Source organism: Limnothrix sp. FACHB-881 (genome assembly GCF_014698135.1).
GTDB lineage: Bacteria > Cyanobacteriota > Cyanobacteriia > CACIAM-69d > CACIAM-69d > CACIAM-69d.
Genome location: NZ_JACJSN010000005.1, coordinates 249,587 through 270,351, shown reverse-complemented (window position 1 = coordinate 270,351; position 20,765 = coordinate 249,587). Strand labels below are relative to the sequence as shown.

Genomic DNA, 20,765 nt, shown 5'->3' with positions numbered 1-20,765 from the left:
CCTAGAACATCATCAGTTGCTAGGGTTGGTTAAAAACATCCGTCAGCGACATCGGTTGCGAGAAGCTCAACTTAAGGAGATTTGGGCTGATTCTCCTTAAGTTGAAGCCAGTGGGTCGGGACTCGGCGTGGGCGTGGTTGTTGGAGCAGGTACAAAGCCCGGCGTAACCGAAAGCTGACCGTTTTGATAGGTTCCTGGTCGGTTGAGGATCGTTAAACCGCTGAGGGTGGTTATGCCATTAAAAATTGAGCCGGCCGTACCGTTGGTGGTGGAATTTCCCACAATGAAATCATTCAAGCCACCGTGGGTGATGTCAATTGCTGCGCCATCATTCGTACACAGGCTACTGCCAGCACAAGCGCCAGTAGAATTCGTACCTGTAACTCGAATATTTCCAGCTCTACTTGTCAGTTCGATGGGGCTATTGTTGGCAGCAACCGACCCAACTATGATGCCGGTTTGCCCTCGAACTGTTGTGCTATTGCCACTGGTGATTGCTCCAGAAACTTGTACAGTACCCGCAGCACTCTCCAGGGAGATCGCTCCATTGCTAGCCGTAGCTGAACTAGCACTCATCCCGCTTCGCCCTCTAACAGCAATATTATTAGTGGCTGCCAGAGTTCCGCCTAGATTGGCTAGTCCTTGAGTGCTTGTAATATCGATTGATCCAGTCGTAATTGATCGTGTTTCAATATCCTGATCGGCAGTAATGGTCACAGGATGAAGACCGGTAAGGTTAATAGACCGATTAATATCTACTGCTAGAGATCCCTCTGCACTCCCCTCAATTACTAGTGGAGAAGTAGTTGATCCTAATAGCCCTAACGATCCATTGATCGTGACACCAACAGAATAGGGATTTTCAGCAATTCCTGTGATCTGGATACCGTTAAAGCCAGTGGCTGTAACTGATGCACTGGAAGCTAAGTTGACTCCAGAATTGATGTTTCTAGCTGTTACATTACTGCGGTCTGTTCCTGTAATGACGACCTCAGATCCGGTGACAGTACTACTTTCTCGTATATCAACACCGATACTCTTGAGGTTGGGATCGGTGGGATCGAGAGCAGAGTTGTCACTCGATATACCAATGAGTGTAATGGTTCCGCCACTAGTTAAGCTGCTTGTATCAACAATTTCTACTCCCGAGTTACTAAAGCCACTTCCTGCCCCAATTCCATTGATGGTAATGCCACCTGATTCGGAGGTCAGTTTAGAGCTTCCGATAAAAACGCCATCGTTATGATTAGTGCGTTCACCAGCAGTTCCTATTAAGGAAATCTCTCCGTTTCCGTAGGTGTTGATTTCCGATCCAGCAATCCAGATTCCAGAATTGTATTCACCGGAGCTTAGATTGAGAGAACTGCCTTCCATGACGATGTTGCCACCATTGGTTGCCTGGAGGGTTAAGTTTCTAAGTTCGATGCCAAAAGCTGAATTGGAACCAGGACTGCCACCTCCAATTCCTGGCTTGAAGATAATGTCTCCAGCTTCAGAAGTGATTGTAGAAAAACCAATGATGGTAATTCCATGATTCGCATTTCTATTGAGGGTTCTTCCTCCACCAATACCTGAAATTTCAATAGTGCCTAAGTTGGTTGTGCGGATTTGGGAGCCACTATCGATTTGGACACCGATGCTCGCATCCTCGTCTAGGAGTTCTCCGCCGATGCCTCTAAGCATCAGGTTCCCACCGCTGAGAGTAATCAAGCCCTTCTGAATCCAGACTCCTCTGGTAATTGTTTCTGAGCCATGACCAGTGGCATTAAAGTTTCCGCCACTCGTTGTAATGACTGAACTCTGAATATGAACTGCACCGGATAAGTTGTTGTCTTGGTCGCCTGTTAATGTGATGTTCAACGGCCGATCGGCTGAGGTGATATTGCTATTCACCACAATGTTGCGATCAGCCTGGAGTGTCAGGGTGACGGGGGTGGCGCTGGGGGTGGTGAGTTCGACCGGGGCAGTGACGGTAATATCGCCATTGCCCGTGCCCGTACTGGCGGTGGAAATGGTGACGCTCGTGCCGGAATCGAGGGTTGCGGCTAATTGAGCGTTGTTGATGTTGGCAGTAGCGGGGGCTGCTGGCGCGTCAATGGTGAAGGCGGAACCGGCGAGGCTACCACCGGTGGTGGGGGTGCTGGAAATGGTGATGTCGGTGGGATCAAGAAGCCAGGTGCCGGGAAGACCAAAGGGGGCGCTGGCGCTGATGCGACTACCCGCCACATCCAGAAACAGCTTGCCTGAGGTTTCGATCAGGCCGCCGTTGCCGCCGTTGGGGCCGCCCTGGGCGATCGCCTGGCCCCAAAAACGGGTTCCCTGATCTGACCAAACGATCGCCCGGCCGCCGTTGCCCGCATCCGTTGCGGACACATTGATCGACGAATTTTCATTCACCAGCGTGAACAACGCATTTGGCTCTGGCCCCAGGCCCAACTGCTCACCGCCTACTAGGACTGTGCCGCCGCCGTTTTGCCCCGAGGCATCGATGGACGCATTCCAGAGGGCTACGCGATCGCCCAAAATTGCCACCCGGCCGCCCGTTTCGCCGCTGACGTTTAACCGCCCCGAGGCGATCGCCGTGCCCGCGGCCGGTAGTTCTTCGGTAGGCAAACCGCTGATTCCCTGACCGGCCAGGAGTTCCGGGAGCGATCGGGGCGATTGGGCCCAGGCATTCAACTGCTGGCTAGGAATTTCCAAGCTGAGGACGCTGCCTTCGGGGGTAATGCGAACTAGGTTTTGACCCGGCACGGCGGTAATGGTCACGCGCCCTCCCGGCGAGTTCAGGGTTCCCACGGTGACGACGTTGCCGCCAATCAGCGATAGATCTGCCCCCGGCCCAACGCTGAGGCTTCCGGCGTTGATCAGGCTGCCGGGCGTGAGGGAGTCGAAACGAAATTCGATCGGGCTGCCCACTAGGTTGGCCCAATTACCCGACCCGATCGACTCAAACCAGCGATCGCCCCCAAACCCGATCGCGTTCGCCGTGGTCGCCGTAAACGACGCGGGAATATCGAGGCGCGCATTCGCCCCAAACACAATTCCCGCCGGATTCATTAGATAGAGATTTGAGGAACCGCCGCTAACCCGAATGAGTCCATCAATGATTGACGCATCGCCGCCGGTGACGCGCCCCAAAATATTTTGAATATCGGGTTGCGATAGGAAGTTGGCGATTTGCCCAGAATTGACGTTGAAACGCTCAAAACTGTGGAACAGGTTCGCCCCGTTGCCCGATCGAGTGCCGCCGCCAATGATGATTTGATTGCCGTCTTGGCGAATTTGAGTTTGCACTCCATCCTGAGCTGGCACAATTTCCTGTGCCAGTGCCGCAGTGGTCCATAATAAGAAGGTGATAATGGTTCCCAGACGTAGGCGATCGATCATTGTGCTATTCCCCTTAGCAGACCAATGATCTAGCACAAATAATCTATAGGTGGCAAATCATGATTGTTTTGGATGTTTTAGGATCCATATTAATGCTGCTATTTCAAGTGAAAATCTGATGTACTTGTTTTCTGTTGCTGACTTTTAATTATTAATCCAATGACAAGTTACTATGTATTTTAAAAAAATAAATTACCCTGTCTATTTTTTTTGATTATCAAAACATTAGATATAATCAATTCTTAATATTTTTGAAGGAATTAATTTTTAGTTGAATTATTGGTTTAATTATTAATGAATTTCGTCTAATCGCTTGCACAATATTTTTTTGCGTTCAAGGTCTCATTTGATGTGTGTCTAGGCATTGAATTCAATAAGATGTAGTTTATCCGACGGCTCTTGAACCTTTGGGCTTATGGCAATGATCTTTGGCCAAACAAACCATGGTGTTTGTTGATTTAAAAATACTCAAATAACCAAAGAATATTGAACAATTTAGCCTTTGGAAATTATGAGAACATGCCAATAAGTCAAGATTCGGATGATCTGGAGTCCGAATCCTGACTTGAGAGCCTGTGTTCCTGACTGAGCTTGCTAGTCAGCGGCGACTCAAAGTATTGCCCGATCGCGCCGTTGGTTCTTCAAGGGAACAAGCCGCGCCGTTTGCGAGCCTCCATGGCCCGTTCCAACATGCCCAGCAGGCCGGGGGCCTCTTCCTGAAGGGCCAACAACAGCCGCTCCCCAGCCTCCTCATCGTTTGGGTCTAGCCCTGTTTCCATAACGGCCATCAGGCGCGGCATGGCGAAATCATCAACAATTTGAATCAGCCCCACCAAACAGCGGTTAAATTGTTTTTCCGTGAGGGGAGCATCTTCCAGGGGAAATTCAATGATGGCTCGAATTTCTCCATCGGAGGGGTCATATTCCCACTGGAGCATTTTGGTTTCCCAGGAAATGCTCAGCATGGTTTGCAAAATGGCGGCTTTGTGGGGGTGGTTTTGAATGCCGCTGATGACCTGGGGCGCAAACAGCTTGAAAAAACGCCCTTCTTCTTCGAGCTGCACCACCAATTGAAAGTCATCGAGGTTGTCGGCCTGAACGGCGGTGACAATCCACGATCGCTCGTGGTCAATGTCGTAAGTCCAACCCCGGTGATCGAGGTAGCTGGCAATTTGTTCTAAAGTCGCGCCCATTGAGGAACGTTGGAGATTGCATTTCGGTGCAAAGCCAGCCTAGCAAACGGTGCTCCCCAAACGAGCTTTTGGGGGAATCTTTCTGGGGCGGTGGTCAATTGCTCCGTTGATTAGCCCTCGGATTCGCCCTCAAAAACGGCTGCGCTTCTAGGGTGGCCTATCCCCGATCGCGATTCTTGGGCTGCTGACCTGTTGGCCTCAGCCTTGGCCGCGATGTTTGCTTAGCCGCGATTTTTACTTAGCCGCGATTTTTGATGGTCATGGCGGTGATCAACAATTCAGCGGTTTGGGGGGAAATGGCGAGGGCGCTGGCCAATTCCGTGAGAAATTCTTGCTCGGAAGCGTCCAAGGTTCCGTCGGTGAGGGTCATGTCAGCGGCTACGGCGTAGGCGGTTTCGCGCAGGTCTTCGGGCAAGGCCACTTGGGCCCCTTGAAACAGCGCATCGGGCCCTTGGGATTGCATGATGCCCAAGAGTTTGTCGATCATTTTGGCCATGTGTTCTTCGTCAAAGCGCTTGAACAGTTGCATTCGATAGAGGCTGTCGCGGAGGGTGCGCACTTCTTCATCGGTGGCGTAACCGTCGGCGGCCATGGCAATCACCAAAATCGCCGCAAACGCCTCGGGCGAAGACAGGGTGATCGTCCCGTCGGGAGTTGCTTTCCGAAACACGCTGTCGAGTAGGCCCATAGTGAATCCGTCCTTAAAAAGTCAAAACCCTAAAAATCAAAACCCTAGCGAGCGCGGGGTTTGGGGTGCGGTTTGCGGTGGCGCGATTTCGCGATCTACGGTGGCGCGGCTTGCAGTGCGCGTTGCCTCGTATTGTGGCTTGGTTTCTGTGGGTTGGGGGCGATCGTTAAGGTTGATTTTTGAACAAACCGTGACGGGATTTGGGGCCCCACGGCCGGAGTTAGGCGCGATCGGGCGCAACCTTGGCGGTACAATAAACCCCGCTGAGCCAACCTTGATTCAACTTCCACAACGAATTCCACAACAAACCGATGGCAGAAACGATTTTCTTCAACGCCCTTCGTGAAGCAACCGACGAAGAAATGGCCCGTGACCCTCGGGTGTTGGTGATGGGAGAAGATGTGGGTCACTATGGCGGCTCCTACAAGGTCACCAAGGATTTGTATAAGAAATACGGCGATCTGCGGTTGCTGGATACCCCGATCGCGGAAAACAGCTTTACGGGAATGGCTGTGGGTGCGGCCATGACGGGTCTTCGCCCGATCGTGGAAGGCATGAACATGGGCTTCTTGTTGCTGGCCTTTAACCAAATTTCCAACAACGCTGGGATGCTGCGCTACACCTCTGGCGGTAATTTCACGATTCCGATGGTGATCCGGGGCCCCGGCGGGGTGGGTCGCCAGTTGGGGGCAGAACATTCCCAGCGCCTAGAGGCCTATTTCCAGGCGGTTCCGGGGTTGAAGATTGTGGCTTGCTCCACGCCCTACAACGCTAAGGGTCTGTTGAAGTCGGCAATTCGTGACAATAACCCGGTGCTGTTCTTTGAGCATGTGCTGCTCTACAACCTGAAGGAAGATCTGCCGGACGAAGAATATCTGTTGCCGCTGGACAAGGCGGAAATGGTGCGATCGGGCGAAGACATCACGATCGTCACCTACTCCCGGATGCGCCACCACGTGATGCAGGCGGTGAAAACCCTGGAGAAGGAAGGGATCGATCCGGAAGTGATTGACCTGATTTCCCTGAAGCCGTTGGATATGGCCACGATCTCCGCTTCGGTGCGCAAGACCCATCGGGTGCTGATTGTGGAGGAATGCATGAAGACGGGCGGCATTGCAGCAGAATTGACGGCCCAAATCATTGAACAATGCTTTGATGATTTGGATGCGCCGCCGGTACGGTTGTCTTCGCAAGATATTCCCACGCCCTATAACGGGATGCTGGAGAATCTGACGATCGTGCAGCCGGCCCAAATTGTGGAAGCCACGAAGAAACTGTTGGACAACCGCATTTAGTAGGAACGCTACGCCGAATAGCACTGGTCGCGCGACGGTTATTCGGGTTACTCACGACCGGTTCTTGGGGTGGGTTAACCCGAGGGTGCTATCGGTGTAACGAGATCGTTGGGGGCGAGGTGTTGAGGGCTGGTCGTTCAATCGCCCAAAACCCTGATGCCACCGTAGCGGTCTTGTGGACTACATGTTGGGGGTATTAAACACCCCATCCCAATATTCCGGGGGCGGGCAATCCAGATACTGGGTTGCCCGTTCTATATGGAGTTTCACGGAATGATCATGGGGCCGCAGTTGTTGGGCAGCGGCAAAATGCACCATGGCTTTGTGGAAATGGAAGCGGTTAAAGGCTTCTTTGCCCAGTTCGTACTGCTCCAGGAAGGTTTCATCTTCAAAGGATAGGGGACGGGCGCGATCGCCAATCAGTTCAAAGATGCGAATTGGTTTGGTGCGGCCTTTCACCCGTACCCGATCGAGTTCGCGCACCCAGAGCCGATCGGCACAGCGCTCGTAGGTGGCTTCGCTGAGGATGATGTCACAGCCATATTCTTTGGTCAGCCCTTCCAGGCGGGAGCTGACGTTTACGGCATCCCCGATCGCGGTGTAGTCCATGCGCCGTCGGGAACCGATGTTGCCCACAATCACTTCGCCGGAGCTGATGCCGATGCCAACCCGAAGGGGCGGTCGATCGGTAGCCACCAAGGCTCGGTTAAACACTTTCAGGCGATCGCGCATATCCAAAGCTGTCAGTACCGCTAGCCAGGCGTGATCCTCTTCGAGGGGCAACGGCGCACCAAAGACCGCCATCAGCGCATCGCCAATGAACTTATCGAGCGTTCCCTTGCGATCGAAAATGGCCTCCACCATGGTTTCAAAATATTGATTCAGCAGGGCCACCACCTCCGTGGCATCCAGAGCCTCAGCCAAGCTGGTGTAGCCCCGAATATCGCAAAACAGGATCGTCACATCCTTGCGCTCACCGGTCAGCATGTCTGCCCCCAGTTCCACGGCCCGTTCGGCCACTTCAGGGGTCATGTAGCGAGACATGGTGGCTTTGAGTCGTTGTTCGCGGCTGATGTCTTCTAACACCACCAAACCGCCTCGCACTTTGCCATCCAAATCCGTCAGGGGATTCACGGCTAGGTTGACGTTGCGATCGAACAGTTGCATATCATCGGGATTCAGATACTCCAGCGGGCGGGCCGGATCGTTCCACAGCCGCACTTGATTGTTGCCCTGGGGCACAACCCAAACGGTTCCCTCTTGGGGGCTGAAGTAGCGCCCGACCCGCAGGGCCTGCTCAGGAACCCGATGGCGTGCGCCAGTGCTGAGGCTGTCTTTCAAGCGTGTTTCCAAGGACTCGATCGGGATAATTTCCCACACGGGCCGTTTCAGGAGTTGCTGTTCCCAAATGGTTTGGATGCTGCGGCGGCCCGCCATCCCATCCCGCCGCACCGGACAACCCAGCAGTTCCAAGGCGGCTTCGTTGATCGTCACCACTCGCCCTTGCAGGTCGGTGGAAATCACGCCATTGGATAGGCTGCGCAGGATGTCTTTTTGGTACTGCTGTTCCGTGAGTACGCTGTCAAAGAGACGGGCGTTTTCCAGGGCAATACCGGCCTGGGTGTTAAAGGCCCGCATGAAGGCTTCATCGGAAGCGGTGAAGTTGCCCTGTTTGCGGTTGAGCAGTTGACTCACGCCAATTAGTTGCCCCGAGGGGTCAAAGATCGGCAAGCAGAGGGCATTGCGAGTGTTCAGGCCATGGGGGCGATCGAGCAGGGCATCAAAATCCTCGTGGGAAGGGGCATAGCTCAGGTTCAGGGGCTGTCCCTTGCGAACCACATGGCCCACCAAACCCCGATCGCTCGACACCTCCAACGATCGCCCGTCTTCAAAGGTGGTGCGCAGCCGGCCCGTGTCCCGATCGAGCCGGTACAGCGTGCCATATTCCGCCTGCATAAAGTCGCGGGCTTCCGCCATCACCGCCTGCAAAACCCGATCCAGTTCCAGGCCCGTTTGGGCAAATAGGGTAGTGACCTTCAGCAGCGCCGCCACCCCACGTTGATTGCGGGCCGCCTGATAAAAAGATTGGCAACTTTCCAGAATGATCCCGATCGATTCCGCAAATTCTCGAAAGCGGGCCTCATCTTCGCGGTCAAAGGCCGGCGCGGTGGTTTTGTTCAGCAGTTGCACCACGGCCACCACGGCCCCATCGGTGCTGCGGATGGGCATACAAAGCAAGGCCTCTGTGGGGCGATCGCCCAGGCCATCAAAGGCCAGCTCAAACCCCGCCGCCTGCTGCACGTTGGCCATGTTCACCACTTCACCCGTGGCAGCCGATCGGCCCGTAATGCCCACATTCAGCGGAATCCGAATTTCATCGGACTCAGGCACTTGATCGCCATTGGGCCGGGCCCACAGTTCCGCGCGATCGGGATCCAACAAAAAAATGGTGGTACGTTCCGCCTGCAAAATCAGCCCAATTTTGAGGGTCAAGGCATCGAGAATTTGCTCCAAGATGCTTTCGAGCGCCGCATTATTGACCAAATCAAAGGCGCGCAAAAACTGCTGAAACTCCGCTGTGATGAAGTCCAGGAGGCAAACAAATTCCGCAACCGGAAGATCCTGAACCCGTTGGGTGAGCAAGCCCACCCGATCGGGTCGCGTTAACGATGCCAAAAAACTGCCAGTGCCAGCAAAAGTCATGACGATGGCGCAACCCAAAGGAGCAGAGGCGCAAACACAAAACGGAACCAATCAAATCAAGAATTCAGCCTAACCGCAAAGGGCCAGCTCCCCACCCAACGCCCCTTTGCAACCCACTTTATTGTTAGACCGAGGAGGAATAATTCGCCACCGATGGGTTGAAATTGCCCCACCGCCGGTTTTCCGTCAGTCAAAGCAATTCAGTCAAAGCAATTTAGTTAATTTAGCTAATTCGGTGAATTCAGCCAATCAAGCGCAAGGGATCCAACCCTAGCGCAACCGTAACGGAGCTTTGATCGTGCTTGGGGGCATCCACCCAACCGGTCTTTTCCCATGGGAGAGATTGATTGGTTATACAAACATTTGCGATCGTACCCCGGAGAGTTCTCTCTAGTCCCTGAGGTTTCACCCTCTAGGGGCTTGGCCAAGGGATGGTTTTCTGCTGGGCGATCGCATCTGTTAGGGCCTGGGCCCCGTAGCGATTGAGGTGGCTTGGATCCGAAAATCGATCATACTTATTCACCCAAAGCCGCGAAAGATTGAGGTACAACAACGGCTGTGAGTTCATGAATTGGTGAAACTTTTGCTCATAGGCCGATCGGGGTGGATCTAAATAATCATCCGTCAAGGGCACATTCACAAAAGCTACCTTTACTCCTCGCTGTTGGGCATATTGCAGAATTCCCGCTAGCGCATCAAACTGCTCGCCCCCCAAGGAAAAACTACGGTAATCGCTATCAAAATCCCCCGGAACCCGTGGGTAGGTTTGATAGTACGTAGCAGGATCAAACTTGACAGACAGGGGTAAGAAGCCGTGTAAATCCACTACCCCATCACGCCCTGCACCGGCCGTGGCTGCCACTTTCCCCAAGTGGGCCCGGGCCCCCTGCACCAAATCGGGCAGGGCAGGACTGAGACCCCGACGGAGGGTCTCGCGAGCACCCAATAACGCAAATAGATCCCACCCTTGCCACCGATCGCGCAGGGTGGCCTTGAGACTATCACGGCGGCTATGCACCTGGGATAGTCCCGTGGTGCGCTCCTGCAACCAAGCTTCCACATCTTCGGGGGTGGGGATGGTTTCGACGGTGGAGCCTAACCAAGATTGACGCAGCAGGGCCGGAGCTTCGCGGGTGCTGGTGAGGCTACCGGGGCGATCGGGCGGTTCCGGTGGTGGCGCTGTGGCCCCGCTCGGAGCACTGACCAGCGGGCTGACAGGGCGCGGAAATTTTCCCTGCTGAAGGGCCCGGTAAGCGGGTGAGGCGGCCATGGCTTGGTAGGTGGCATCGGCCCGCCCACTGTTAAAGGCGCGAGTGCCATCGGCCCAGAGAATGAGCTTGGGCAATTGCTCCGGCGGCAAAATTCCCTGCACGATCGCCTGCACCACCTTGGCCGTGGCCCCATTGATCCCAAAGTTAAAGATTTTGAGCTTGGGATGGCCATGACGAGCCAACTGATCGCGCAGGCGGGCGGGATCGATGCCGCGCAGGGCCCGGGAACTGCCCACCACCAAGACATCGGGCACACCTTCCCGCAGCACAAACTGCTGATAGAGCAGAAGTTGCCGATCAAACTGGGGGCTATTGAAACTGGGAAACTGGGGCGGTTCCGGGAGCACCTCCGCCGCTTCGGCCGGGCCGCTGGAAAGATTCAGCAGGGCCGAGGCGGAACGGCGGGCTTGGGCGGCCGAAGACAGGGCCCATTCGGGCCGGGCTGCGATCCAATCCAATCCCACAACGAGGCTGCACCCGATCGCCCCGGCGCTGAGGAGAGGGAGCCATGGGGCCGGTTCCGGGCGATCGGAATACCAAACCCGAGTGCGGGTATTGGCATGGGCGGTGGCTGACTCGGCCGGTTCCGCGTCCGTGGTCCAAATGCCCGTGGCCGTGAGGGTCGATCGCGCTTCCAACCAAGCCCGTTCCCGAAACTGAGACCAAGACCAGCCCGATCGCCCCGCACCGGGCAACGACAGGGGTTGCAACGATCCCCGCTCAATGGGCTGATCCAGCTCTGGATCGAACGCTGGGGAATCCGCTGGGGAACGGGCCCGATCGGAGCCTTGGGGGGAATGGGATTCGGTGGCGGAGGCTTCGGCCGCCCGGGCCACGGCTGCCTCCGCGCCCACAAAATCCGGAACCGCATCATGGGAGCTGAGACGACCAGAGCGGGCGGTGAAATCTTCGGCAAATTGCCATTGGGGCTGTTTGCTGCCGGCGGCCCGGCCATAGATCCGCACCCCAGATAGGCCCGGCACTTGCAGATCATGGATCAGCTTGGCCACGGCGGTCGTTACGGCGGCCTGCTCGGGGCAACGGGGCCCATCCAACATCACATGCAGCAAATCGCCCCGCCGACAGAGCTGCACCCGCAGCCCTCCGGAAGCCATCCATTGATCCAAATGCGGATTAATCAACCGCTCCAGCAAGAACACCTGGGCCGCATGATCATCACTTTGGGCCAGGGTGAGGGTGGACTCGGCCAAGTCCGATCGGCTGGCCGCTGGCAAATCCATCCATTCCACCCAATGGGGCGTGGCCTCCGGGCGATCGGGACAGCCATAGAGCACCAAGGAATGGATGCCCTGCGGGGCGATCGCCCGCACCAGGGTGGAAACGGTGCTAATCACCTCCAAGGGCGTGGCCAGGGCCGATTCCTGAAGTTTCGCGAACACATGGAGCGTGGATTCTTCCAACACCGCCGAAACAGATTGGGCCAAACGACTGCCCAAGGTGCGATCGAGCAAGTGCGAGAGGGCCTGCACATCCCCCCAACGGGCCCAATCAAACAACATTTGGCGAGGAGCCGTCAGGTTCACCCGCAAAATCCAATTCGGTTCCGGTTCCGCAACGGCCTGGCCCAACACATAGCCATCCCGGAAGCCGTCTAGGTTCAGTTCCCGCAAGGCCAGGGCCATGGCCGGCCCCTGGGCAACCCAATCCACCGGTTCCGCCACTTGGCAAATGGCCCAAAGGCGATGGCCCGTAGCCCCGTTCGGCTCTCCCTGAATCACCCGGGGGCTGGGGGTGATTTTGACCGTCACCTTGGCTTGAATGCCCGATCGCTTCAGGGTTTCACCCACCTGCTGGGCGGCCCGCTGGGCCAAACCGGCCCAAGCGGCCTGGATGGGCGGCGCGTCGGGTGTTGAGGTCGCTGGCAGCGGCAGGGCCGCAAATTCCTCCGAAGCATCCGCCGCCTGCATCACATCGGCAACCGTCGGCATTGGGGTTGCGGTGGGAGCGGTGGCCATCATGGAAGGCTCCAGCACCACGTAGCGCGTCCAGGCCGGCTTGGTTTGGCCCAGTTGCCGACCATAGAGCAACACCAGCCGGGGCAAGGTTTCCCAAGACAACTGATGCAGGGGCGATCGGGTCAAGCCTTGGCGAAACCGGGCTTCCAAAACTGCCGCATCGGGACAGGTCAACCCTTCGCAAAGCACGTGCAAATGGGTTCCCGCTAGGCGCACTTGCACTTGCAGGCCTGGCCAGTTCAAAACCCGCATCACCCAACTATCGAGGGCCTCCGGTGCAAGATTTAACGGTGGCGAGTCCACGGGTCCCATTACATCTCCCATACTTGTCGCAAAGGCTAGCATACGAGTGCCGTTTGCCCATAGCGAATCCGGAAGCCTTGAATTAACAGAATATCCCCGAAACGGGCATCAACGGCTACGCTGTCTAGACTTACGCTGTCTAGACTATTGAAAAGCGAAATGCAGGGTTTTGTTGTCCAAGGTCGATCGCCTGATTGATGACCGATGGCTCGCCTGAATCGTCTGAGCGATCGCCGATTGACCAGCCACTTGAATAGCCCAAATAGCGCCTAGCTGCTCTGAATCCTCGGGAATGATCGTGATCATCTTGCGAGGCTCGATCGAGATTGGGCCGGCGTTGAAGGCGATTGTGCTGAAACCATCAAACCAGAACCGTTCAACCTCCCTTTGTCCGTTCCATCTAGACCCCAAAAAGCCGTCAGTTCGCAAAATAATGTGGTATCGATTGATTGTTGTTGTTAGACCGCGAGGGTGGCAGTTGTGCTGATCCCCCTAGACTATTACCGAATCTTGGGCTTGCCGATCCAAGCCACCACCCCGCAACTGCAACAGGCCTATCGCCAGCGGAGTGACCAACTGCCGCGCCCGGAATATTCCCAGGCCGCCATTACCCTGCGGCAGCAGTTGATCGATGAGGCCTATCGGCAACTGAGTCAGGCCGCCAGTCGGCAGGCCTATGATGAAACCTTTTTGGCCGGTGGGGGTGGTTCGGCTCCGCCGCTGCTGGATGCTCAAGGCCGTCGCCGGGCGAAGCCGCCGGCCGATCGCGCCGAAACCCCCATGCTGGATCTTGATGAGCGCCAGTTTGTGGGGGCACTGCTGCTGCTTCAGGAGCTGGGGGAATATGAACTGGTGCTGGAGCTGGGCTATCCCCACCTGAGCAATCCGGGCACGATCGAGGCGGGCCGATTTGGCGAACCGCAATTGGCCTTAGCAGACATTCTGCTGACCGTGGTGCTGGCCTACCTAGAACTGGGCCGCGAACAGTGGCACCAAGGCCAGGCGGAACCGGCCGCCACCTCCCTCAAGATTGCCCAAGAGTTGCTGTTGCACCATGGGCTGTTTGCCAGCTTGCGGGGCGAAATTCAGGCGGATTTGTACAAACTGCGGCCCTATCGCATTTTGGAGCTGTTGGCCCATCCGGACGAGAACAGCGTGCAACATCGCCAGGGCTTGCAGTTGTTGCGCAGCATGTTGAAAGAACGCGAAGGCATTGATGGTCAAGGGGATGACCGATCGGGCTTGGGCGTTGAGGACTTTCTGCGTTTTGTGCAACAACTGCGGGTGTATTTGACCACGGAAGAACAGCTCGCCCTGTTTGAAGCGGAGGCCAAGCGCCCCTCAGCGGTGGCCACCTTCCTGACGGCCTATGCGGCGATCGCCCGGGGATTTGGGCAACGACAGCCGGCCTTTGTGCGGCAAGCGAGCTTGCTGTTGCGTCGGTTGGGCAATCGTCAGGACGTGTTCTTGGAGCAGGCGGTTTGTGCATTGCTGTTGGGACGACCCGAAGAAGCCACGCGCTACTTGAGCCAAAGCCAAGAACAGGAAGCGATCGCCCTGATTCGTCAGCAGTCGGCCGGTGCGCCGGATTTGTTGCCGGGCCTCTGTGCCTATACGGAACATTGGTTACGCCATGAGGTGTTTCCCCATTTCCGGGATTTGGTGCAAGGGGGTGTTTCCCTCAAGGAATATTTCGCGGATGCTTCGGTGCAAAGCTATCTGGAAGCCTTGCCGGAAGGGGAGCCACCGGAGAATGAATGGACAGTGGTTCCCGATCGCGCTTCCGTGAAAGCGGCCACACCGATGACAGCAAACCGGGGATCGAACCGCACCTTGGCGGCCCTGGCCGAATTGGGCGATCGCCGGTCGATCGACATGCCCCAGTTTCCCTGGCAACGCCCTACCCCTGTGCCATCGGCCGCCAACCCGATCGAACCCACTGCCAGCACCATTCGACCGCTGCCCTTGCCGGAACAGTTGGGAACCCAAGCCACCCAGCATGATCCAACGGCCCAGGACTCCGGCGCGGTTGCCCGGGCCTTTTCGGACTTTGCGGCTCCGGGTTCCGTGCCGCCACCCAACAACGTGATTCCCCTCAGCCGGGCCACGGGAGCCAGCACAGGAACCAGCAACATGGGCAGCAGCGGGCGATCGACCGTGGGAGCCGCGCCTCCGTTACCCCCTGGTGGGGCCGATCGCCCCAGTCGCAGCCGTCAGCGTTCCGATCGCCCCGCCCGGACTCGGGGTGGAGGCGGCGATCGACTCCCGATCGCGATCGGGGTTGGGATTATGGTGATTGGTCTTGGTTCGTTCCTCATTTGGCGCGTGTTCCAAGCTTTGGGCGAAACCTTCCAAGGGGGGCCCAACCTGGAGGGAGAACAACCGATCGTCCAGCTCGATCGGCCCGTGATTGAAATTCCGCCGCCGCCCGCAGTTCCCAACCCGGAAACCGCCCTCACGGCCCCTGGCCTCAACCCGGAAACCGCCCAGCAACTGGTGCAAACCTGGCTGAGCGCCAAGGCCGCCGCCATGGGCCGCGAGCACCAGGGAGAACGCCTCACGGAAATTTTGGCAGACCCAATGTTGCGCACCTGGCGGGCCCGATCGCGCGATGCCCTCAACCAAAAACTGCACTGGGAATACGAACATCAGGTGAAGCTGGAGGATGTGAAAGCCACGCCAGACCAGCCCGATCGCGGTCAAATTACCGCTGAGGTGCGGGAAGTGGCCAAACTGTTCAAAAATGGCAAGCCCGATCGCGCCGGTTCCTACAACGAAGTGCTGCGAGTGCGCTACGAAGCCCAACGCAAGGACGGGCGCTGGTATCTACGTGATGTTAAAGTGATCCGATGATTGGGTTAACCCATGGTTAAACGCCAGCTTGCTGAGCGGGTCGATCGGCCTTGGGCCCTAAACCCAAATCACCGTCCCTGCACCGGGCTGGCCTACGGCGATCGCGCAGTCCCGTATGGCCGAAGTACTGCTACATGCCTACACACCACTGTTGATTTGGACAGGGTTGGGACTTTTGTTGGGGCCCTGGTTACCCCGTTCTTGGCCGCGACTGGTCGGGCGATCGCTCTATTGGGTCGGCGTGCCCCTCGAAGTCTTTTCCCTCGCCCGCCACACCAACTTTTCAGGCCAAATGGGTCTGGCTCCGGCCGGTGCGGCTCTCGCGGTGGTGTTGGGAGCCTTGCTGAGCCTGGCTTCGCTGCATTACCTGATGAGGCGCGATCTGCGCGTTGACATGCCGCCCGATCGCCCGACGGGGGGCCTTTGGGGGCGGCATGGCTCTGGGAAATTCGCAACGGCGATCGCCCTCAGCACCTCGCCCGCCCTGGCCCCGATGGTGACGAATTTGGAGACAAATTTCGGGGCAGATTGTGGGGTAGACCTCGCGATCGATCCGATCGATCCGGCCAAGGCTCCGGAAACAGCCCCTTGGTGGACAGAACCCGCCGCCCGAGGGAGCTATATCCTCTCCGCCATGCTGGGGAACACGGGTTTTGTGGGTTTGGCGATCGCCCCTTTGTTTTTGGATGCCAGCTCAGCGGGATTTCCAGCGTTTTACGCAGTGTCCCAAAACGTGATGGGAACCTATGGACTCGGGGTGTGGGTGGCCAGCACCTTTGGTTCCACAGGGGCCGATCGCAGCCTTTGGGGCCAAGTCAAAACCATGGCCGCCGTGCCCTCTCTTTGGGGATTTGGGTTTGGGGTGGCCAGCCAACCGATCGCCCTGCCCTCCTGGATCGAAGCCCTGTCCCATGGCTCCGTGGGGCTGGTGATTCCCACGGCGTTTGTGTTGATGGGTATTCGGCTCAGTCAACTGAAAGGGTGGGACTGTTTGCGGGTGGCGGCCGTGCCGGCCCTGCTCAAAACCATCGCCGTGCCGGCCCTGTTGGGACTGGGGGCGATCGTGGTTGGGATTGATCCGCAATTACGCTTGGGGCTGGTGTTGATGTCTGGAATGCCCACGGCCTTTGCTTGCCTGATTTTGGCGGAAGAATACGACCTCGATCGCTCCATGATTGCCACCAGCATCGCCCTCACCACCGTGCTGGTTTTGCTGGCCATCCCGATGTGGCTCAAATTGTTCGGTTAATGACCATAGGGGGAAAAATTCAGCATTGACATAAATCGCTTCCGATCACTTCAGGATTGGAGAGCGCAGGTGCAACAAGATTCGATCGGGATCAGGCCGCTCCCAAGGCCGCGCTAAAATGGCGAGCGATTTTGCAAGCCTCGGTTCATCCACCGCAAGCCTGCCTACCCCCTTCCGGATTGGGTCAAATTTGGTGTTAGGAACGCATTATGCACACTCGATCTACTCTGCCTTGGGCTTGGCAATTGGTGCAACGACGCACCCGTCGAGGATTGGCCTTGGGCCTGGCGATGGCCGCCTCCTGGGCAAGCGCTGGGCCGCTGCCGGTTTTGGCCAATCCTGTTCCGTCAACCATCGCTGCTGAGGGCCATGGGTTGAACGACTCGATCGGGCGGGCCCCGGAAGCCGCCTCACCCGCTCCAACGGTGGTTCCCGCCAACATCCCCACCGACTCAGCCAACCCGAACGCAACTCCCGGCTCAACTCCGGCTCAACCCCCAGCCCAAGCCCCCAATTTGTCCCCCAGCCCCACAGCAGCGCCAGCGGAACTGCCCGTGAAACTGGTGTTGCGACTGCGGGAACGGCGGGTTTATGTCTATCGGGGCGATCGGGTAGAAGTCAGCTACCCGGTGGCGATCGGGAAACCTTCCACCCCCACCCCCACCGGCACTTATCGCGTGTTCCAAATGGTGAAAAATCCCATCTGGCGCAATCCCTGGACAGGCCAGGTCACCAACCCCGGCCCCAACAGCGCCCTGGGGTTACGCTGGATTGGGTTTATGGAGCGCTCCAACGGCATCATTGGGTTTCATGGCACGCCCACGGTTAACTCGATCGGGCGGGCCGCCTCCAATGGCTGTGTGCGGATGCGCAACGAGCATGTTGTAGAACTATTTGAAAAAGTGCAAATGGGAACCACCGTTGTGGTTGAACCCTAGGCCCCTCTGCCTTGAATCCACACCCAACCTATGCAGTTCCAGCAACCGCCGCATTTTGGGGACTCTTCTCGCCCCTTGACCCTTCTGGCGATCCTGGGTCTGGGCTTACTGTCCGGGGGCCCGGCCTGGGCAGAGGGGCCCCAACCGCTTCCCAATCCGCAACCCCGCCCCGTCCAGGCCGTTAACCCAGCCGCCAATGAGTCGCCCCTGGAGCGGCCAGGCCTGTGGCCCCCGATCGTACAAACGGCCCAACCGCCGTTGCCCGGTTTGGGCCAATATCAAGCCCATGTCCCAGTCGTTTCCAGTGCCCTGGTGTTACGGCTTGGGGAGCGGCGGGTTTATCTCTATCGCGGTACGGTGATGGTGCGCAGCTATCCCGTGGCGATCGGGCGGGATGGTTGGGAAACACCCACGGGCCATTTTCAGGTCATTCAAAAAACAGTGGATCCCGTTTGGCAGCATCCCTTCAACGGCACGATCATCCCGGCGGGAAAAGATAATCCCTTGGGGGTTCGTTGGATTGGGTTTTGGACCAATGGTGACAACTCGATCGGCTTCCATGGCACACCTAATCCGGAGCTGATCGGTCAAGCGGTTTCCCACGGTTGTGTGCGGATGCGCAATGAGGACATTGTGGATTTATTCGATCGGGTTACAGAAGGGATGCCCGTGCGGGTGGAGCCATGACGCAACGGACTAAAGCCGGACTGGCACGGGACTGAATCGGAGGTGGGCCAGTGAGCCGGCCCACCTGGGCCTATCCCCGATCGCCCTCCCGGGAACTGGTAATCTAAACAGGCTGGGTACAGGCGATCGGCCGCTCCGTGATTTTGCGGCGCTTGCCTGCAACCACGGTTGAGCGGCTCCTGTTGGGCCCGTTGCCAACGGCCCTGCTCCTTCCGCAACTCACAGCAACCTCGTCTCGTTGAATTTGCCCCATTCACTAGCCAACCATGTCTAAACTCGACAAGCCCTTTGACACGTCGGATTTGATGTATCGTGCTGCCTCGCTGATTTCCGAATCGTCCAATCGCTACAAAATCACGGTGCAGGTGGCCAACCGGGCGAAGCGTCGCCGCTACGAAGAATTTGACACAGGCGAAGAATCTGCCATGAAGCCGGTGATTCGCGCCATCATTGAAATGTCCGATGAGCTGACCCAGCCGGACATCATTGTTTCTTAGTTTGTTTTGTTTCTTAGTTTGTTTCTCAGTTTCGTCAGTCTCCTAATGACGCTTCTGAACGTTGGTTCTGTTCTGAACGTTATTTTTGAGCGTTAATTGGGGGTTCGGCCCGCCCGTCCGGAGCGCGGTCATCTCGACCGCCCGGATCAACCAAGATTCAGAATCCATGAAGCGAGCACGGCAGTTTATGACTCTGTTGAGCGGAAACGGGCGGCGATCGGGGCGTTGGCCTGGTCTGTGGGGCGTTTGGGTGGCCTTGGGCTTGGCGATCGCCCTGATGCTTCGGGGCCCCGCGATCGCCCAACTGCCTCCTTCCACCAATGATGTTTGGCGGCAGGTTTATCAAGTGCTGCCGGATATTCCCCGGGAAGATCACTACATCAACCGCGAGTCCCGAGAGGTCGATCGCGGCAGCAGTTTATTAGCCCGCATGATTCGCTACCACGTTTACCAAGTGGGGCGATCGCCCTTTTCGCGATTGGATTGGAAACTGACCCTCGCGGACTATTTGGGCCTGCATCAATACATTCCCGAAACCAGCTATCCCGGCAATGAACGCCTCACGGAAAATCCCTTGGATGGGGACCAGGCGGCCGTTCGACGCTTGAACCGGGCCCAGCGCGATCGGTTGGTGAACACCCTGGTGATTTTGTTTGACCCCAACGGCAATCGGGGTGAGCTGCCCACCGCTACCCCCGGCCCCACCAATACCCCGCGTCCCACTCCGGTGCAACCTCGACCCGGTAGCGGTGCGGATTTGTTGCGCCTGTAATTTGTCCCCATTGAATTGGTCCCCATTGACCATGGCCGACAATGATTACGAATTCGGCAGTTTCTTTAGCCTGTTTGCTGCCGATGGATTACCGGATACTCGCTTGATTCGCGATCCGCTGTCGCCCGATGATGGAACCCGACCGCGTTTTTTTGATCTGAGTGCCAATGGGCAACAGGGCGATCGGGTGCGGATTCCGTCCCTGCTGACGGCCTATCCAGGGGGTGTGCGGGCCCTGAATGGCGATGATTTGGTGCAGGGCAGCGAGGCCGCGGACATCATCTATGGCAACGGGGGCGGCGACTATCTGGAAGGCAACGGCGGGGCCGATCGCCTGATCGGTGGGCGAGGGATGGATTACCTCAGCGGCGGGGCCGGCAACGACACCCTATTTGGCAATTTACAAGCCGACTATCTCTATGGCGGTGAAGGGGATGATCTGCTGCTGGGTGGTCAGGGGGCCGACATCCTGACCGGTGAGGCCGGCAACGATACCCTCGCGGGAGACTTGGGGCGGGATCGGCTCTGGGGAGGTCGCGGCGCGGATACCTTCATCCTCCGGCCGGGCGATGCCCCGGCCAACAGCGCGATCGGGAGTGAGCAACCCCGTACCACCGACCCAATTTTCAACGTGGATGAGCTGGTGGTGGATATCATCCTGGACTACAACGCAGCCGAGGGCGATCGCATCCAGTTGGCGGATGGTGTGTTGCCGGCTAATGTGCGCCTCAGCCAGCGCTACTTGGTGATTGGCGATTCGCGCGACCATGCGCCTGAGGGGCCGTTTCCGCCAGGATCGATGATTCGGACGGCGGATTTTCGGGTGGAGGCGATCGCGGCCACGCTGATTACGGATAGCAGCACTGGCCTGGCTCTGGGGCTAGTGCGCGGTGCCAGTCCCGATCAGATCAGGATTGTGGGTCTGAATGCCGGAGGGTGACCACCTAGGCTTG

Annotated in this window: 13 protein-coding genes; 8 read left to right on the top strand and 5 right to left on the bottom strand. The window is 57.3% G+C overall.

Going from position 1 to position 20,765, the window contains the following annotated elements; all coding sequences use genetic code 11:
* Window positions 1-96 precede the first annotated feature (96 nt).
* From H6G52_RS07430 to H6G52_RS07420, 3 genes are all read right to left on the bottom strand, one after another.
* Entirely contained in the window at window positions 97-3,387 is a 3,291-nt protein-coding gene (locus H6G52_RS07430) for a filamentous hemagglutinin N-terminal domain-containing protein (RefSeq protein ID WP_190527428.1), read from the bottom strand.
* Between the two features lie 641 nt (window positions 3,388-4,028).
* Window positions 4,029-4,580 carry a hypothetical protein gene (locus tag H6G52_RS07425; RefSeq protein WP_099531453.1) on the bottom strand — a complete coding sequence of 184 codons (552 nt, stop codon included), beginning with the start codon at window positions 4,578-4,580 and terminating at the stop codon, window positions 4,029-4,031.
* Window positions 4,581-4,818: 238 nt separating this feature from the next.
* Window positions 4,819-5,268, bottom strand: coding sequence for a tellurite resistance TerB family protein (locus H6G52_RS07420; RefSeq protein ID WP_099531452.1), 450 nt, complete (start codon window positions 5,266-5,268; stop codon window positions 4,819-4,821).
* A 311-nt stretch (window positions 5,269-5,579) separates the two neighbouring features.
* On the opposite strand from H6G52_RS07420, the gene H6G52_RS07415 reads away from it, so the two are divergent.
* Window positions 5,580-6,563 carry an alpha-ketoacid dehydrogenase subunit beta gene (locus H6G52_RS07415; RefSeq protein WP_190527426.1) on the top strand — a complete coding sequence of 328 codons (984 nt, stop codon included), beginning with the start codon at window positions 5,580-5,582 and terminating at the stop codon, window positions 6,561-6,563.
* Between the two features lie 180 nt (window positions 6,564-6,743).
* On the opposite strand, the gene H6G52_RS07410 is transcribed toward H6G52_RS07415, so the two are convergent.
* Complete coding sequence (locus H6G52_RS07410) at window positions 6,744-9,266, bottom strand: GAF domain-containing protein (protein ID WP_190527424.1); 2,523 nt, start codon at window positions 9,264-9,266, stop codon at window positions 6,744-6,746.
* 412 nt (window positions 9,267-9,678) lie between these two features.
* On the bottom strand, window positions 9,679-12,816 hold the full coding sequence (locus H6G52_RS07405) for a hypothetical protein (protein WP_190527422.1): 3,138 nt from the start codon (window positions 12,814-12,816) through the stop codon (window positions 9,679-9,681).
* 480 nt (window positions 12,817-13,296) lie between these two features.
* Between H6G52_RS07405 and H6G52_RS07400 the strand changes: the two genes are divergently transcribed.
* The 7 genes from H6G52_RS07400 to H6G52_RS07370 all read left to right on the top strand — a co-directional run bounded on the left by H6G52_RS07400 (window position 13,297) and on the right by H6G52_RS07370 (window position 20,752).
* On the top strand, window positions 13,297-15,669 hold the full coding sequence (locus H6G52_RS07400) for an IMS domain-containing protein (RefSeq protein ID WP_190527420.1): 2,373 nt from the start codon (window positions 13,297-13,299) through the stop codon (window positions 15,667-15,669).
* A gap of 115 nt (window positions 15,670-15,784) precedes the next feature.
* Window positions 15,785-16,918 (top strand): AEC family transporter, encoded by a 1,134-nt coding sequence (locus H6G52_RS07395; protein WP_190527418.1) that lies wholly within the window; start codon window positions 15,785-15,787, stop codon window positions 16,916-16,918.
* Between the two features lie 209 nt (window positions 16,919-17,127).
* Complete coding sequence (locus tag H6G52_RS07390; protein ID WP_242026245.1) at window positions 17,128-17,856, top strand: L,D-transpeptidase; 729 nt, start codon at window positions 17,128-17,130, stop codon at window positions 17,854-17,856.
* A 30-nt stretch (window positions 17,857-17,886) separates the two neighbouring features.
* A complete protein-coding gene (locus H6G52_RS07385) occupies window positions 17,887-18,543 on the top strand; it encodes a L,D-transpeptidase (RefSeq protein ID WP_190527416.1) in 657 nt (218 codons plus the stop codon).
* A 266-nt stretch (window positions 18,544-18,809) separates the two neighbouring features.
* On the top strand, window positions 18,810-19,040 hold the full coding sequence (locus H6G52_RS07380) for a DNA-directed RNA polymerase subunit omega (protein ID WP_099534409.1): 231 nt from the start codon (window positions 18,810-18,812) through the stop codon (window positions 19,038-19,040).
* Between the two features lie 166 nt (window positions 19,041-19,206).
* Window positions 19,207-19,812 (top strand): hypothetical protein, encoded by a 606-nt coding sequence (locus tag H6G52_RS07375; RefSeq protein WP_143473119.1) that lies wholly within the window; start codon window positions 19,207-19,209, stop codon window positions 19,810-19,812.
* A 31-nt stretch (window positions 19,813-19,843) separates the two neighbouring features.
* Complete coding sequence (locus H6G52_RS07370) at window positions 19,844-20,752, top strand: calcium-binding protein (protein WP_190527414.1); 909 nt, start codon at window positions 19,844-19,846, stop codon at window positions 20,750-20,752.
* The last annotated feature ends 13 nt before the right edge of the window (window positions 20,753-20,765 follow it).

Coding starts and splice junctions, on each gene's coding strand:
- H6G52_RS07410 (WP_190527424.1), bottom strand. CDS start 9,266: ATGACTTTTGCTGGCACTGGCAGTTTTTTGGCATCGTTAACGCGACCC.
- H6G52_RS07415 (WP_190527426.1), top strand. CDS start 5,580: ATGGCAGAAACGATTTTCTTCAACGCCCTTCGTGAAGCAACCGACGAA.
- H6G52_RS07390 (WP_242026245.1), top strand. CDS start 17,128: ATGCACACTCGATCTACTCTGCCTTGGGCTTGGCAATTGGTGCAACGA.
- H6G52_RS07385 (WP_190527416.1), top strand. CDS start 17,887: ATGCAGTTCCAGCAACCGCCGCATTTTGGGGACTCTTCTCGCCCCTTG.
- H6G52_RS07425 (WP_099531453.1), bottom strand. CDS start 4,580: ATGGGCGCGACTTTAGAACAAATTGCCAGCTACCTCGATCACCGGGGT.
- H6G52_RS07370 (WP_190527414.1), top strand. CDS start 19,844: ATGGCCGACAATGATTACGAATTCGGCAGTTTCTTTAGCCTGTTTGCT.
- H6G52_RS07420 (WP_099531452.1), bottom strand. CDS start 5,268: ATGGGCCTACTCGACAGCGTGTTTCGGAAAGCAACTCCCGACGGGACG.
- H6G52_RS07375 (WP_143473119.1), top strand. CDS start 19,207: ATGAAGCGAGCACGGCAGTTTATGACTCTGTTGAGCGGAAACGGGCGG.
- H6G52_RS07395 (WP_190527418.1), top strand. CDS start 15,785: ATGGCCGAAGTACTGCTACATGCCTACACACCACTGTTGATTTGGACA.
- H6G52_RS07430 (WP_190527428.1), bottom strand. CDS start 3,387: ATGATCGATCGCCTACGTCTGGGAACCATTATCACCTTCTTATTATGG.
- H6G52_RS07380 (WP_099534409.1), top strand. CDS start 18,810: ATGTCTAAACTCGACAAGCCCTTTGACACGTCGGATTTGATGTATCGT.